The organism is Candidatus Nitrospira neuquenensis, from assembly GCF_979578155.1.
Genome location: NZ_CEFZDU010000021.1, coordinates 1 through 16,000 on the forward strand (window position 1 = coordinate 1; position 16,000 = coordinate 16,000).

Genomic DNA, 16,000 nt, shown 5'->3' on the forward strand with positions numbered 1-16,000 from the left:
ATCGAGGAGCCGATCTACATCCGCCCCGCCGAGCGGGTGAACTGGCTCTAAGGGGCACGAGGCGAGCAGCCAGCCGTCCATCCGGCCAGGCCGTCGCGGTCAGTCCGGCGCAAGCCGGCATCGGCGGGCGGGTGGGCCCCCGGCGTCCGCCGGGGTGACGGGCTGAGCGCCGACCGCCAGGGGGCAGGGGCTCGTACGGGCCTCTGCCCCCTTCTTATCAGGAGGAGCCGGATGCCTGTCGATGGAAGGGTGGGCTGGCCGTCCGGGGGGCGGGTGCTGGTCAGTGCCCTGATCGTCGGGCTCGGGCTGGTGACGGCCGGCCTGCTGGACCGGGTGGACCGCGACCTGCGGATGCTCTACGCGGACTATACGATCGCGGCGACCGACCTCGCGCACATCTCCGGGGACGTGATGCGCTACCGGACCAGCATCATCCGCGCCGTGGAGGCGGGTAGCCGGCCGGATGCGGAGCGGATCCTCGCCGCGCTGCCCGAGCAGCGGGAGCGGATCAAGGCCGCGGTGGAGCGTTACCATGCGGCGGGCGCGGGGGTCGGGTTGCAGACGCCCAAGGAGCGGAAGGCCCTGGAGGCGTTGCGGACGAGCCTGGACGCCTACTTTGCGGCGGCCGACGAGACGATCACCCTGCTCCGCGCACGATGGGCCGCCGCCGCGCCGCAGGAGGCGGCGGCCATTCGGAGCAAGCTGGCGCTGCACGTGCGGGACGCGGCGGGCGCCAGGATCGTGGCCGTCAGCATGGCCCTGGACCGCCTCCTGGAGACCGTCGCGGACGTGGGGAAGGGGATGCAGGACGAGGGCGCGGTGATCATCCGCGAGATCAGCACCGCGCTGCTGATCGGGAGCCTGCTGCTGGCGCTGCTGAACCTGGTCGTCGGCTCGCGGGAACAGGCCGGCGCGGGGGCGGTCGCCGGCGCCGGACGGGAAGGCGGACCGGCCTCCACCGTCCTGCCGGGAGCCGACCCGCGCGTATGAACACGAGCAGGGACCGTCGAGCGCCGCCAGACTTGACAGGCCGGATGCCCACGGGCACTATCGCAGGCGGCTCGGCGCGAGCGCCGAGCGATGGAGGCCCCGAAGATGTCCGGCCACACGCTCCCCCTCTCCACGCCGTCGGCGCGGGAACCCTGCGTCATGGTGGTCTTCGGAGCCGACGGCGACCTGACGAAGCGCAAGCTCGTGCCCTCCCTCTACACACTGGCGGCGAACGGGCTCCTGCCCAAGGAGTTCGCCCTGGTCGGACTGGCCAAGACCGAATTCTCCACGGAGGAGTTCCGGCGGAAGCTGAGCCGGGACGTTCGGGAATTCGCCCCGGGGCCGTTCGACGCCTCGGTCTGGGAGTCGCTCCTCCCGCGCCTCTACTACGTCACCGGTGACTTCCTCGACCCCGCCGCCTACGCGCGCCTCCGCAACCAGCTCGATGAGGTGGAACGGACGCACGGCACCCGCGGGAACCTCGCCTTCTACCTCGCCACCGCCCCCGGCTTCTTCAGCGAGATCCTCCGGCACCTCGGGGCCGCGGGCCTGACGCGGGAGCCGGCCGGCGCCTGGCGGCGCGTCGTCGTCGAAAAACCTTTCGGCCGCGACCTCGCCTCGGCCCGGGCGCTCAACGAGGAGATCCGCCGCGTGCTGGAGGAGCGCCAGATCTACCGGATCGATCATTACCTCGGGAAGGAGACAGTCCAGAACCTCCTCGTCTTCCGGTTCTCCAACGGGATCTTCGAGCCGGTCTGGAACCGCCGGTACATCGACCACGTGCAGATCACGGTGGCGGAGAGCCTGGGCGTCGAGCATCGCGGCCACTACTACGAGGAGGCCGGGGCGCTGCGGGACATGGTGCCCAATCACCTGATGCAGCTCCTGTCGCTCGTGGCCATGGAGCCGCCGAGCTCCTTCGAGGCGGAGGCCGTGCGGGATGAGAAGGCCAAGGTGATGCGATCCATCCTGCCGCTGCACCCCCTCGACGTGTTGCGCTTTGCGGTGGCGGGGCAGTACGGGGAGGGGATGGTCGAGGGCCGGGCGGTGCCGGCGTACCGCGCGGAGCCGAACGTCTCGCCGGAGTCGAACACCGAGACCTTCATCGCCCTGCGGCTGGTGATCGACAGTTGGCGGTGGGCGGACGTGCCCTTCTACCTCCGCACCGGCAAGCGGCTGCCCCGGCGGGTGACGGAGATCGTGATCCAGTTCAGGCGCCCGCCGCTGATGCTCTTCCGCCGGACGGCCGTCGAGCGGCTCGCGCCCAACCTCCTCGTGGTCCGCATCCAGCCGGACGAGGGCATCTCGCTCAGCTTCGGGGCCAAGGTGCCGGGCCCGACCGTCCGCATCGGGACGGTGCAGATGGACTTCCAGTACGCGCGGTACTTCGGCGGCGCGGCGAGCACGGGCTACGAAACGCTGTTGCACGACCTGCTGGCCGGCGACCAGACCCTCTTCATGCGGTCCGACAGCGTGGAGGAGGGCTGGCGCGTCGTGGAACCCATCCTCGACGTGATGCGCTCGCTGCCGGCGGCGAGCTTCCCGAACTATGCGGCGGGCACCTGGGGACCGCCGGAGGCCGATGAGCTGATGGCGCGCGAGGGGCGCCAGTGGCGGAATCCGAATTGAAGAGGCCGATCCGACGACGACCGGCCAGGGAATCCGGGTGGAGTCCCGCCGCGCCCACCCCTGCGATGGGCGGCTGCCCGGACGGATGTCTCAGCTTGAGCGGCGCCCGCCGAGAAGGCCTCTCGCAATTTACATTTCCCCACGGCCGTGCTAGGCTCCCGCTCAATTGTCCCGCCGGTATATAGGCGAGACGCCTACTTAGGTTTCCGGTTCCGGCTTGTAGGGGGCGGCGGCGGATGCCCAACCTCTCCGACAGAGCGCCGGAGGTCCCGGACGCGTCCCCCTCCGGCCGTCCTCTCTCCCCCTTGCAGCGCAGGCCTGCGATCCCGTCGGAGGGCGCATGTTCCACCTGAGCCGCCTCGACAAGCGCGAGAAGGCCTATCAGGAGGCCAACTGGGCCGAGGTCGAGAGGTACGCGCGCCGGCAGCTCGCGGAGGATCCCCGCGATCTCCGGGCGATGAACGACCTGGCCGTCGCCTATTACGAGCAGCAGCGCTACGACGAGGCCCACGACGTCTGCGTTCAGTTGCAGGCGCTGCTGCCCACCCGCGACGTGCTCCGGCAACTGAGCGCCTCGGGCGTCCGCTACATGCGCCACCATGTCGTCTACGGCGCGACCCTCTACCACCGCGGCAAGTATCGCGAGGCCCTGGACGTCTTCGCGGGCCTCAAGTGTCTCAAGGGCCACTTCTCCGACAAATTCCACTATACGGCGCAGATTCTGCTGATGCAGGGGCGGGTGGACCAGGCGATCGAGGAATACGAGCAGATGTGGAAGCTCCGTCCCGATCGGGATCGGAAGGTCCTTAAGGAGCTCACGGCCATCCTGGCCAAGCATCCGCTCCACGCCCGGGCTCACCGGCTGGCCTTCGAGGTCCATCGGGCCAAGGGGCGCCTCGCGGAGCTGATCGAGGCGGGCGAGCAGGCGCTCAAGGCGCGGAAGGCCGACCCCGAGACCGTCTATGCCGTGGGCTTCTACTACGAATTCCAGGGGGAGCTGGACAGGGCGGTGACGCTGTTCCGGCAGTACCTGCGCCAGCGCCCCGACGATCCGCATCTCCGCTGGCGGCTGGCGGAGCTGCTGCTGCACCGCGGCGACGTGGTGCCGGCGCTCGAAGAGTACCGCCGCGTGATCGAGGGCCGGCCGGAGCGGCTGGACGCGGTGCTCGGCAAGCTGGAGCTGGTCCTCGGCCAGTTGACCGGCCTGCGCCAGCGTGTCGTCCTGGAGGCCCTGTTCTCCCTCAACCTGGAGGCCGGGCGGCTGCCGTCGGCCCGGGCCTGGCTGGAACAACTGCTGCCGGTGACCGGCCGCCACGAGGACCTTCGCGTCGCGCTCCAGGAGCAGCTCGCAGCCACCGGAGACCAGGCCATGGAGGCGGGGGATCTGGAGACGACGCGGAGCGTGCTGGAGCAGCTCCTCCTCCTGGACCCGGGCAACGAGGGGTTCCGCGCGCACCGGCGTGAGCTGGACGAGGTCCTGCTAGAGAAGCGGGGCGGCGACCTCGAAGAGCGGCTCCGCTCCGGGCGCCTGACCGAGGAGGACCTGGTGCCGGTGCTCGAGGAGCTGGGCGACATCTACCGCCGGCGGGGGGAATCGGAGGACCGGGTCATCTCCGTGTACCAGCAGCTCGTCCGCTTCGAGTTCCCCGGCCTGGCGGAGGCGGTCCTCCAGCTCGGCCTGAGCCTGCAGCGCAAGGGGCTCGTGGAGCTGGCGGACAAACAATTCGAGCGGCTCTTGCGGATACCGATGCCGCTCGACCGGCTGCTGGAGCGCCTCTACGCCGTCGCCGTCGCCTGCGAGGAGCGGGGCCGTCCGGAGAAGGCCCTCGCCCTCTACACGCAAATCCTGGAATCCGACCTCAACTACCGGGACGTGCTGTTCCGGCTGGAGCGCCTGCCCGCCGCCCAGGGGGCGGACCGCCAGGCCGGGGGATGGAGCGGGGTCCGCGAGCGGTACGAGGACATCGTCCGGATCGGCGCCGGCGGGATGGGGACCGTGTACCGGGCGGTGGACCGGGTGCTGCGCCGGCCCGTGGCGCTCAAGTTCATGAAGGAGGAGCTGAAGCAGGAACCGGAAGCGGTCCAGCGCTTCATCCGGGAGGCGCAGGCCGCCAGCCATCTGCGCCACCCGAACATCGTGGCCATCTACGATATCCACGTCGAGGCCCCGGTCTTCATCGCCATGGAGCACGTGGACGGCCGCAGCCTGCGGGAAGTCCTCCAGCGGGGCGCGCTGGAGATCGCGCTGGTGAGGGCCGTCGCCGGGCAACTGTGCGATGCGCTCGGCTATGCCCATGCCCAGGGCGTGGTGCACCGGGACATCAAGCCGGACAACATCCTCCTGACCGAGCGAGGGGAGGTCAAGATCGCGGACTTCGGCCTGGCCCACCTCGACCTCGGCTTCTGCAACCTGACCCAAGCCGGCTCGATGCTGGGCACTCCCTGGTACATGGCGCCCGAGCAGATCCTCGGCAAGCCGGTGGACGGCCGGACGGACATCTACGCGCTCGGCGTCACCCTCTACGAGCTGCTCACGGGACGCGTGCCCTTCGCCGAGGGAGACATCGCGTACCGGCACCTGCACGAGCCGCCGCTCGTGCCCGGCCTGCTGAATCCCTCCGTCTCCAAGGAACTCGAGGCCGTCGTGATGAAGTGTCTCGAAAAGCGCCCTGAAGATCGCTTCCCGACCGCCGAAGCGCTCGGCCGCGGCCTGACGGCCCCGGCCTGAACCCTCCGCCACCGGGCCATGCCCCAGGACGCCCACGCCGCCACCTGCCCCCATTGCGGCCTGGTCCAGGCCCTCGCCACCTACTGCGCGCGCTGCCGGGTCCACATCCAGCAGTACGACGCCGTCCAGCAGCACCTGAGCCGGTTCGAGTCGGGGCTTCGGCGCGCGCGGGAGCTCGCCGACACCGGCCGCGCCGGCTCGACGGAGGCCGACGAGGCCCTGCGGACGCTGGCCGAGGCCTACCAGGGGCTGCGGGCCGGCTTCCAGGACATCACGCGGCTTACGCGGGAGATGGCGACGCTCGTCGAGGTCGGCAAGGCGATCAACTCGATCCTGGCCATGGACCAACTCCTGGACACGATCATGGATATGGCCGTGAAGGCCATGAACGCCGAGCGCGGCCTCCTGATGCTCAAGGACGAGCAGACGGGGAAGCTGGCCGTGCAGGCGGCCCGCCACCTGGACGCTTTGGCGGCGGGGGGCGAGGCGTGGCAGGTGAGCAGCAACGTCATCAGCCGCGTGGCCAGCGAGGGGCGGCCGATCCTCGCGACGGATGCGAGCCGGGAGGGCGCCTTCCGCGAGATGCAGAGCGTGATCGCGCACCACGTGCGCTCGCTCCTCTGCGTGCCGTTGCAGTCCAAGACCGCCGGCATCCTGGGCGTCATCTACCTGGACAACCGCGTGACCTCCGGCGCCTTCACGGAACAGAGCGTCGAGTTCCTCACCGCGTTCGCCCACCAGGCCGCCGTCGCGATCGAGAACGCGCGGCTGTACGAGAACGTCCGGAAGGAAACCACCGCCCGGATGAACCTGCAGCGGTACCTGCCGCCGAGCGTCGCGGAGGACGCCCTCAAGCGGGAGGGCTCGGCCATCCTGGGCGGCCGGCGGACCGAGTGCTCCGTGCTGTTCGGGGACATCTGCGGCTTCACGGCCGTGGCCCAGCGGCTGGAGCCCGACCGAGTCGTCCGGCACCTCAACGAGTTCTTCGGCGTCATGACGGAGATCGTCTTCCGTCACCAGGGCACCATGCTGGAGTTCCTGGGCGACGCCGTGCTGGCCGTCTTCGGGACGCCCGTGCCCTGCGCGGACCATGCGCGGCGCGCTCTCGCGGCGGCCGCCGATATGCAGCGGGCGACCGCCGGCCTCGCGGAGCGGGCGGAGCGGGAGGGCTGGCCGCAGTTTCGGATCCGGATCGGGGTCAACAGCGGGGAGGTGGTGGCGGGCAACATCGGCTCCCAGTCCCGCGTCAAGTACACGGTCATCGGCGACACCGTCAACCTGGCGGCCCGGCTCCAGACCCACGCGAAGCCGGGGGGCATCCTGCTGAGCGAGTCCGCCTACGAACCGGTGAAGGATCTCGTGAGGGCCGTGAAGTGGCCGCCGCTCGAAGTGAAGGGGCGGGCGGGGGCGGTGGACGCCTATGAGGTGCTGGAGCTGCTGGATCGGCCCGCCCCGGCGGGCGGGGCCGACCAGCGGCGGAGCGCGCGGCGCGAGGTGTCCCTGTTCACGATCTATCGGAACCCCACCCGGAGCCAAGTTTTCCAGGGCACGGTCAAGAACATCAGCCGGGGCGGCGTCCAGCTCAGCACCCGTGACGACTTCGAGCCTGGCGCGCGACTCCTCCTGTCCTTCCGGCTGCCCAGCGGGGAGAAGCTCTCCGACGTGGAGGGGCGTGTGGTGAGGGTCGAACGGGTCACGGACGAGCGCGGGGCGGTCTATTTTAAGCTGGGCATCCGGTTCGCCGAGGGCGCGGCCCCGCCCGATACGGCGACCTGACGCCTCTCGCCGCCGGCGGCCGTTCGCGGGGTCGCCCGCCGTGTGCGGCGGAGGGCGGCGCGGCCGGACCGATCAGGGGGTGGGATCGGGCGGCGACGGCTTCTTCTGGCTCTTCGGCTTCTTCGGCTGGGCCTTGGGGTCGCCGTGCTCACCCTTCAGCGACTCGATCTGCTCCTTGAGCGCCTTGAGCTCCTGCTCCTGCCGGCTCAGCGATTCCTTCAGCGCCTGCACGTCCGCCTGGCCCGCCGTTCCCTCGCCGGGCGGGGGCTGGGCCGTGGCCGGCGGGGGCGTCGCGGCAGGCGGCGCCGGGGTTCCCGTGGCCGGCGGAGGCTGCGGTTTGGGCTCGGGCAGCTTCGCGAGCCGTTCGTAGTCCACGACGATCGGGGTCAGGTGGTCCTCGCCGAACCAGCCGGGGTCCTGGTACGACTCCGGCAGCAACGCCGACTTGGGGGCGAAGAGCAGCTCGATCCGGTCGAGCCCGCCGGCGTCCGGCAGGCGGCGATTGGGCATGTTGATGCTGTCGGGTCTGGTCGGCCTTTGCCGGTATTGGGTCAGAATCAGGTGGAGCGACGGTCGGAACACGAAGAGGACGCCGGAGGAGGTTTCGTATTGAGGGCCGTAGGTGGCGGGCTCGGAGGAGCCTACCCCCGCGCCGCCCGTCTCGGACATCGACAGCAGATGGTTGGGGCCCGCAGGGGGCTGGACGAGGGTGAACCGGACCTGTTGCCAGGGCTTGGCCCGGGCCAGGCCCCCGGCCAGCAGGGGGGCGAGGAAGGCGACCTCCTCGTCCGAGAAGACGCGCTGCAGGGATTCCTTGTTCGAGAACATCGTGTCCATCGCGGTCTTGCGACGGATGACCAACACCCCCTTGAGCAGGCGCTCCACCACTTCGGGCCCGAGCGTCACGGGGTGCGTGGCTTGGAAGTTGTCCGCGGAGGCGCGCTCCAGGTACACGGAGGCGAAGGGGCTCCGGAAGATGACGTCCTCGGGGCGGGGGCCGGAGGCGCAGGCGGCTGCGACGAGAGCCAGCGCCGGTGCGATGAGCGCGAAGCGCCGCCACGACGTCCGGCGCGACCCTGTCCGTCCTGGGTGCACGAACCTCCTTCACTCCGGCCTCGAACCGGCGGTAGTCTACCACAAGTGCGGGCGGCGATTCAGGCGGGGCGCCGGCGCTCCCGCCGCGCCCGCCGGGCTTACGTAGGAATAGCCCGTCTGAGCGGCCCGGACGGTGTGGAGGTGCCCAAAAACAGGTTGCTGCGCCTCCCCTAAGAAAAGCCCTTGACAAAACGTCAACCGAGGATTTAAAAGCGACGCAACTTACAGACGCGCGGCCGCGGCGGCGGACGATGGGGTCCGCCCCGGCAGACCGGCCGCTTGAGGGACAATGACGTCCTTGCGGTTCACCTGGTGGACCGGGAGGGCGTTTTTTTATGCCCGAAGGCGGCCCCTCCCGGTCAGGAATTGTTCAATCTTCCGACGAACGGAGAGGGGTCGGACCATGCTGACACCACGAGGGAGGAGCGCCCGCCTGGGGCTCGCGGGCATCGCGCTGCTCGTGCTGGCCGCGCCCGCGGCCTACGGGCAGAGCGCGGAGGAATCGGAGGGGGCGGGGCGGCTGCTGCGCAAGGAGCAGACGCCCCCGAGCGCGCCGGCGCCGGGGTCGGGGCCGGTGGCGGAAAAGGAAGCGGCGGAGCAGGCCGAAGGCGCCGGCCAGGCCGTCCGCAAGGAGGAGCCCGGCGTGCACCTGTGCGCGGGCTGCCTCAGCACCCTGTACACGGACCAGAGCAAGGGCACGATCACGCCCTACGGCCGCGTCGAGCTGGACGCGATCTACAGCAGCCGGAACAACAACCCGCTCGACCCCGGCCAGTTCAACGGGTACGCGACGGCCGCGGGCAAGAGCAGCAACGCCTCCGCCACCCTGAACCCGCGGTACAGCGTGTTCGGCATCCGGGCCGACCGGACGGACGGCAAGCACAGCCTGACCGGCGTCGTGGAAGTCGACTTCTACGGGCAGACGGACAACGCGGGCAACCTGCCGCCCCGTCTGCGCCTGGCCAACGTCAAGTACACCTACAACAAGACCAGCCTCACCGCCGGCATGGACTGGACGCCGATCATGTCCCTGCACCCCGACCTGATCGACTTCTCGATCATGGGCTACGGCGGCAACCTGTGGCAGCGTCTCCCGCAGATCACGGTCCGGCACAAGTTCGCGGACAACGTCGAGGGGTTGTTGACCGTCATGCGCTTCGAGCGCGGCCTCTCGGCGATCCAGCCGAACCAGCAATCGCGGCCGGCCCCGGGCAGCAACTGCACCACGCCGAGCTTCGCGAACGCCAACTGCGTCTTCAACGATCCCGTCCAGAACCCCTACTACGGCGCCAGGCTCGGTTACACCGGCACGGGGCGGTGGGAGGGCGCGATGCTGGCGGGCAGCGTGGCCTACCGGTACTACCGGTCCGCGCCGATCCCCGGCAACACGACCTTCACCTCGGGCCAGGACATCAATTCCTACCTGGTCGGCGCCGAGTACGTCATCCCGCTGGGCCAGAAGCTCAAGATCTCCGGCGAGCTCGGGTACGGCCAGGGGCTGGGCGTCGAGTTCTTCCGGTACAACCAGGAGCTGAACTTCACGACCGGCAAGCCGGTCCGGACGTGGGTCGGCTGGACCCAGTTGAGCTACGCCCACTCGAAGGACTATACGTTCCTGGCGGGCTACGGCTTCGACAACCCGAACAACAAGGACTTAAGCGGCAGCCTCAATCCGGCGACGAACCCCAACACCCAGTACCTGCTGAACCAGCGCATGTACGTGACGGCGATCCACCCGATCTGGGCCGACTTCTACGTGGGCCTGGAGTTTCAGAACCTCTGGACGACGTGGACGACCTACGAGAGCTATTCGGGGCAGCAGTACAACATCTCGTTCTGGTACAACTTCTAACCCGCCGGGACGGGGAAAGGAGCGACGACGATGGACAAGCTGGATGAGACGACGACGACCGGGGCGGCGGAGCAGCCGACGGAGCCCGAGGGCCCTTCGCGGCGGGAGTTTCTGGCCGCGAGCGGCCGGGTGGCGGCCGGGGCGGGCGTCGCGGCCCTGCTCGGCAACCTGGGCCACTGGGCCCTGTCCTACGCGGCGGACAAGGCGCCGATCAAGATCGGCGTCCTGCACTCGCTCAGCGGCACGATGGCGATCAGCGAGGTGTCGCTGCGCGACGTGGTGCTGATGGCGGTGGAGGAGATCAACGCCAAGGGCGGGGTGATGGGCCGGCCGATCAAGCCGGTGGTCGTGGACCCGGCCTCCAACTGGGACCTGTTCGCCGAGAAGGCTAAGCAGCTCCTGCTCCAGGACAAGGTGGCTGTCGTGTTCGGCTGCTGGACGTCGGTCAGCCGCAAGTCCGTGTTGCCGGTCTTCGAGAAGAACAACGGGCTGCTGTTCTATCCCGTCCAGTACGAGGGCGAGGAGTGCTCGCACAACGTCTTCTACACGGGGGCGGCGGTGAACCAACAGGCGGTGCCGGCCGTCGAGTACCTGATGAGCAAGGAGGGCGGCGGCTACAAGAAGTTCTACCTGCTCGGCACCGACTACGTGTACCCCCGGACGACGAACAAGATCCTCCGCGCCATGCTCCTGGCCAAGCAAGTGCCGGAGAAGGACATCATGGAGGAGTACACGCCCTTCCACCACCAGGACTACCAGACGATCGTCGGCAAGATCAAAAAGTTCGCGGCCGGCGGCAAGGCGGCCGTGATCAGCACGATCAACGGCGACAGCAACGTGCCCTTCTACAAGGAATTCGCCAACCAGGGCCTGCGGGCCGAGGACGCGCCGATCATGGCCTTCAGCGTGGCGGAGGACGAGCTGCGCGGCATGGACACGACCGCGCTGGTCGGGCACCTGGCGGCGTGGAACTACTTCCAGAGCGTGGATACGCCCCAGAACAAGCAGTTCGTGGCCAACTTCAAGGCGTACTGTAAGAGGAACAACCTGCCGGACGGCGACAAGCGCGTCACCGACGACCCGATAGAGGCGGCCTACTTCGGCGTCTACATCTGGAAGCAGGCGGTCGAGAAGGCCGGGTCCACGGAGGTGGACAAGGTCCGCAAGGCGGTCTACGGCAGCAAGTTCCTCGCGCCGGGCGGGGAAATCAAGATGGACGAAGCCAACCACCACACGTGGAAGCCGGTCCTGATCGGCGAGATCCTCAAGGACGGGCAGTTCAAGATCGTCTCCCGCTCGAAGGGCCTGGTGAAGCCCGAGCCCTGGAGCGAGTACACGAACCCGGACAAGGGCTGCGACTGGGTGAGCCACCAGGGCACCTACCAGAAGAAGAAGTAGCGAGCGACCGGACAGGGACCGGCAAGCCCCGCCGCGCCCGTCGGGGGCGCGGCGGAGCCTGCCCAGGACCACAGTGACAGGCCCGTGCACGACATCAAGCGGCGGGACGGCCGAGGTCGGCGTCCCGCCCGCCGCCCGCCCCCGGCGGTCTTCCGCGCCCCGGTCCCTGCGAGCCGGGGCGTTCCCGCCCAGCGCCCCACCCGGCGCCGTCGGACCGCAGCCCGGCATCCGATGGGGCCCGTCCGCCCGCCGGAGGGCATCGTACCGAGGAGAACCGGCATGACGTCACCGAATCTGCTCCCGCTCCGGGCTGCGGCGCTCGTCCTCGTCCTCTGGTCCGGCGGGGCGACCGCGGGCGAAGCGGCGGAGCCGCCGCCCGCCCCCTCCGCCGTCGAACGGGCCCTGGCCGACCTGACCGGGCCGGACGAGGCCGCCCAGGAGGCGGCCGCGGCCGCGCTGATCCGTGAGGGGGACCCCTCGCTGCTGCCGCGCCTGGAGGAGCTGCGCGACAACTCGGAGCGCTCGGTGCGCCTGCTCCTCAAGCCGATCATCGATCTCCTCAGGAACCGGGCGAACCTGGCGAGCGACAGCCCGGACGTCCGGCGATCCGCCGCGACCGACCTGGGCACGATCGGCCACCCGGCGGCCCTCCCCTGGCTGGAGGCGGCCCTGGTCCGCGAGCCGGACCGTTGGGTGCGCTACACCATCGAGGAGGCGATCAACCTGATCAGGCTCGCGGGCGAGGATCAGCAGGCCCGCCTCGCCGCAGCCGCCAAGCTGGGCGAGCTCCGCAGCCAGAACGCCCTGCCGACGCTCAAGGACCTGGCCAAGGAACCCGCCAAAGACGCCCTGGAGAGCGGCGACCCGCGGGCCCACGAGGCGTACGAGCGGCAGGTGCAGATGGCCAGGGCCGCGGCCGAGGCCGTGGATCGCATCGAGACCTGGGGGAGCTGGGCCTCCGCCGTCGAGACGGTCTTTCGCGGCATCAGCCTGAGCTCGATCCTCCTGCTCATGGCGCTGGGCCTGGCGATCGTCTTCGGGCTCATGGGCGTGATCAACATGGCGCACGGCGAGCTGATGATGCTGGGCGCCTACACGACCTTCCTCACCCAGGAGGCGTTTAAGGCCTATCTTCCCGAGGGGGTTTTCGACTATTATTTCCTCGTCGCGATGCCGGGCTCCTTCCTGGTCGCCGGCCTGTTCGGGCTGCTGCTCGAGGCGGGCCTCATCCGGTTCCTGTACGGCCGTCCGCTGGAAACCCTGCTGGCCACCTGGGGCGTGAGCCTCATCATGATCCAGGGGGCGCGCGTGATCTTCGGGGACCTGACGGCGGTCGCGGCGCCGAGCTGGCTCAGCGGCGGGATGCAGGTGCTCGTCGGCGTGCAGTTGCCCTACAACCGACTCTTCATCATCGCGCTGTCGGTCGTGTGCGTCGCGGGCATCTACGCGCTGCTGTTCCGGTCCGGGGTGGGGCTGCGGGTGCGGGCCGTCATGCAGAACCGGGACATGAGCGCCTGTCTCGGGATTCCGACGCGCAAGGTGGACGCCTACACCTTCGCCTTCGGGTCGGGGCTCGCCGGGCTCGCCGGTTGCGCGCTGACCCTGGTCGGCAACGTGGAGCCGGGCCTGGGGCAGAACTACATCGTGGACTCCTTCATGGTCGTCGTGACCGGCGGCGTGGGCAAGCTGGCGGGGACCATCGCGGCGGCACTGGGCATCGGCGGCCTCAACAAGCTGCTGGAGCCGGCCTTCGGCGCGGTGTACGGCAAGGTGTTGATCCTCGTCCTCGTCGTGCTGTTCCTGCAGTGGCGGCCGTCGGGGCTCTTCGCGATCAAGGGCCGCCACGTCGAGTCGTGAGCATGGCTGACGGAACCGACATGGGCCGGGAGCCGGAACGGGGACAGGGAGCGGCCTTCGCGCTGATCGGGGTCCTGCTGCTCGTCGTCGTCCCGCTCCTCAACGTCCTGCCGTCGCCCGAGTCGGCCCTCTACATCTCGGACTTTACGCTCAACCGCTTCGGCAAGTTCCTGGCCTTCGCCATCCTCGCGCTCGGGCTGGACCTCATCTGGGGCTACACGGGCATCCTGAGCCTGGGCCACGGCGTGTTCTTCGGGCTGGGCGCCTACGCGATCGGCATGCACCTGATGCTCGCGATCGGGACCGAGAGCGTCTACGGCAGCACGCTGCCGGACTTCATGGTCTGGAATCAGGTCAAGGAATTGCCGTGGTTCTGGACGCCCTTCTACAGCTTCGCCTTCGCGGCGGTGGCGGCGATCGCGCTGCCGACGCTCTTCGCCGCGCTGTTCGGGTTCCTGGCGTTCCGCAGCCGCATCCGGGGCGTGTACTTCGCCATCATCACCCAGGCCCTGGCCCTGTCCGCCTGGCTCGTCTTCAACCGCAACGAGACGAACCTCGGCGGCACGAACGGCCTGACCGACTTCAAGCAGGTGCTGGGCTTCCGCCTGGCCGACCCGGCCACACAGCGCAGCCTCTACGTCCTGACCGTGCTCTGCCTGGGCGGGGCCTACCTGCTCTGCCGGTGGATCATCCGGTCACGGGCGGGGCGGGTCCTCATCGCGATCCGCGACAGCGAGCCGCGGGTGTTGTTCTCGGGCTACGCGCCGGCGAGCTACAAGCTGTTCGTGTTCGTGGTCTCGGCGGCCCTGGCCGGGCTGGCCGGCGCGCTCTACGTGCCGCAGGTCGGCATCATCACGCCGGCGCAGATCGGGGTCCTGCCCTCGCTGGAGATGGTGATCTGGGTCGCGGTCGGCGGGCGGGGCACGCTGGCCGGCGCGGTGCTCGGGGCCGTGGGGGTCAACTGGGCGCGGAGCATTCTGACCACCTCCTTTCCCGACCTCTGGCCCTTCTTCCTGGGCGGCCTGTTCGTCGCGGTCGTCCTGATCTTCCCGGAGGGCTTCATCGGCCTGTTCCGTAAAATGCACGCAGGCTGGCGCTCCCGGACGGGGGGGGCGGACAAGAACCTGGCGCCGGCCGGGGCCGGCCATGGAGGGGAGGCGCCCTAAGTGCGGGAGACGGGCGAGACGGCCGAGCGCGGGTCCATCATCTACCTCGAGGGCGTGACGGTGGACTTCGAGGGGTTCAAGGCCCTGCGCAACCTCAACTTCATCGTCAACTACCACGAGCTGCGCGTCGTGATCGGTCCCAACGGGGCGGGCAAGACGACGCTGCTCGACGTGATCTCCGGTAAGGTCAAGCCGGTCGCCGGCCGCGTGGTCTTCGGCAAGGACCGGGACCTGCTGCCGCTGCGCGAGCACGAGATCGCCACGCTGGGCATCGGCCGCAAGTTCCAGACCCCCTCGGTGTTCGCCAACCTGACCGTCTGGGAGAACCTGGACCTCTCGCTTCGCCGCAAGAGCAAGGGCGTCTTCGCGACGCTGATGTCGCGGCTGACCCCCGCCGAGACCGAGCGGATCGCCGGCGTGCTGGAGACGATCGGCCTGGCCGAGCACGGGCGGGTGCGCGCCGGCTCGCTGTCCCACGGGCAGAAGCAGTGGCTGGAGATCGGGATGGTGCTGCTCCAGGACCCGGCGCTGCTGCTCGTGGACGAGCCGGTGGCCGGCATGACCGACCACGAGACCGAGAAGACCGGGGAGCTGCTCCTGTCGCTGGCCGAGCGGCATTCGATCGTCGTGATCGAGCACGACATGGAGTTCGTCCGGCAGATCGCCCGCACCGTGACCGTGCTCCACGAGGGGACGGTGCTCTGCGAGGGGCCGGTCGAGAAGGTGCAGGCCGACCCCCGCGTCGTGGAGATCTACCTGGGCCGCCAGCGGGAGGCCGAGAAGGAAGCGGATGCTGCGGCTCGATAACCTGAACGTCCACTACGGCGAGAGCCATATTCTCCGCAACGTCTCCTTCGAGGTCGGGGCCGACCAGTGCGTCTGCCTGATGGGCCGCAACGGCGTGGGGAAGACCACGCTGCTCAAGACGATCATGGGGCTCCTGCGCTCGAAGACCGGACGCATCCAGTTCCACGGCGCCGACCTGTCGCAGGAGCCGCCGGACCGCCGCGTGCGCGCGGGCATCGCCTACGTGCCGCAGGGGCGGGAAATCTTTCCGCATCTCACGGTGCGGGAGAACCTGCGGATCGGGCTCGAGGCGCGGGGCGTGCCGGTGAGCCCCGCGGAGGAGCGGGCGGCCTACGACGAGGTGTTCGCCCTGTTCCCCAAGCTGACGGTGCTGCTGGAGCGGCCGGGCGGGGTGCTGAGCGGCGGCGAGCAGCAGCAGCTCGCCATCGGGCGGGCGCTGCTGTCGAAGCCGCGGCTCTTGCTCCTGGACGAGCCGACCGAGGGCATCCAGCCCTCCATCGTGGACCAGATCGAGCGGGTGATCGAAAGCTTCAAGGCGGAGCGGCGGTTCGCGATCCTGCTGGTGGAGCAGTACATGGAGTTCGCCGCGCGGCTGGCCGACACCTACGTGATCATGGCGAAGGGCGCGGTCGTCGCGTCGGGCAAGACAAGCGAGCTGAGCGAGGAGCAGGTCAAGCAGCATTTGGTCGTGTAGTGCCGACC

The 16,000-nt window shown here is 69.6% G+C and carries 11 protein-coding genes; 10 read left to right on the forward strand and 1 reads right to left on the reverse strand.

The window, feature by feature from the left end:
- Window positions 1–231: 231 nt before the first annotated feature.
- The 4 genes from AC1U7O_RS08770 (at window position 232) to AC1U7O_RS08785 (ending at window position 7,123) form a co-directional block, all read left to right on the forward strand.
- Complete coding sequence (locus tag AC1U7O_RS08770) at window positions 232–990, forward strand: MCP four helix bundle domain-containing protein (protein WP_479894346.1); 759 nt, start codon at window positions 232–234, stop codon at window positions 988–990.
- A 105-nt stretch (window positions 991–1,095) separates the two neighbouring features.
- The gene (gene zwf / locus AC1U7O_RS08775; RefSeq protein ID WP_479894347.1) at window positions 1,096–2,619 is read left to right on the forward strand and encodes a glucose-6-phosphate dehydrogenase; all 1,524 of its coding nucleotides are present in this window, start codon (window positions 1,096–1,098) and stop codon (window positions 2,617–2,619) included.
- A gap of 340 nt (window positions 2,620–2,959) precedes the next feature.
- The gene (locus AC1U7O_RS08780; protein WP_479894348.1) at window positions 2,960–5,347 is read left to right on the forward strand and encodes a protein kinase domain-containing protein; all 2,388 of its coding nucleotides are present in this window, start codon (window positions 2,960–2,962) and stop codon (window positions 5,345–5,347) included.
- Between the two features lie 18 nt (window positions 5,348–5,365).
- A complete protein-coding gene (locus AC1U7O_RS08785) occupies window positions 5,366–7,123 on the forward strand; it encodes an adenylate/guanylate cyclase domain-containing protein (protein WP_479894349.1) in 1,758 nt (585 codons plus the stop codon).
- A 72-nt stretch (window positions 7,124–7,195) separates the two neighbouring features.
- Here the strand turns inward: AC1U7O_RS08785 and AC1U7O_RS08790 are convergent, their stop codons facing one another.
- On the reverse strand, window positions 7,196–8,218 hold the full coding sequence (locus AC1U7O_RS08790) for a hypothetical protein (RefSeq protein WP_479894350.1): 1,023 nt from the start codon (window positions 8,216–8,218) through the stop codon (window positions 7,196–7,198).
- A 403-nt stretch (window positions 8,219–8,621) separates the two neighbouring features.
- Between AC1U7O_RS08790 and AC1U7O_RS08795 the strand changes: the two genes are divergently transcribed.
- The 6 genes from AC1U7O_RS08795 to urtE all read left to right on the forward strand — a co-directional run bounded on the left by AC1U7O_RS08795 (window position 8,622) and on the right by urtE (window position 15,992).
- Entirely contained in the window at window positions 8,622–10,070 is a 1,449-nt protein-coding gene (locus AC1U7O_RS08795; RefSeq protein WP_479894351.1) for a hypothetical protein, read from the forward strand.
- Window positions 10,071–10,100: 30 nt separating this feature from the next.
- A complete protein-coding gene (urtA, locus tag AC1U7O_RS08800) occupies window positions 10,101–11,468 on the forward strand; it encodes an urea ABC transporter substrate-binding protein (protein ID WP_479894352.1) in 1,368 nt (455 codons plus the stop codon).
- A gap of 279 nt (window positions 11,469–11,747) precedes the next feature.
- Window positions 11,748–13,325, forward strand: coding sequence for an urea ABC transporter permease subunit UrtB (gene urtB / locus AC1U7O_RS08805; protein WP_479894353.1), 1,578 nt, complete (start codon window positions 11,748–11,750; stop codon window positions 13,323–13,325).
- Between the two features lie 2 nt (window positions 13,326–13,327).
- Window positions 13,328–14,491: an urea ABC transporter permease subunit UrtC gene (gene urtC, locus AC1U7O_RS08810; RefSeq protein WP_479894354.1), complete on the forward strand. Its 1,164-nt coding sequence runs from the start codon at window positions 13,328–13,330 to the stop codon at window positions 14,489–14,491.
- Window positions 14,492–15,298: an urea ABC transporter ATP-binding protein UrtD gene (gene urtD / locus AC1U7O_RS08815; RefSeq protein WP_479894355.1), complete on the forward strand. Its 807-nt coding sequence runs from the start codon at window positions 14,492–14,494 to the stop codon at window positions 15,296–15,298.
- Complete coding sequence (gene urtE / locus AC1U7O_RS08820) at window positions 15,282–15,992, forward strand: urea ABC transporter ATP-binding subunit UrtE (protein ID WP_479894356.1); 711 nt, start codon at window positions 15,282–15,284, stop codon at window positions 15,990–15,992. The genes urtD and urtE overlap by 17 nt, the downstream gene beginning before the upstream one ends.
- Window positions 15,993–16,000 lie beyond the last annotated feature (8 nt).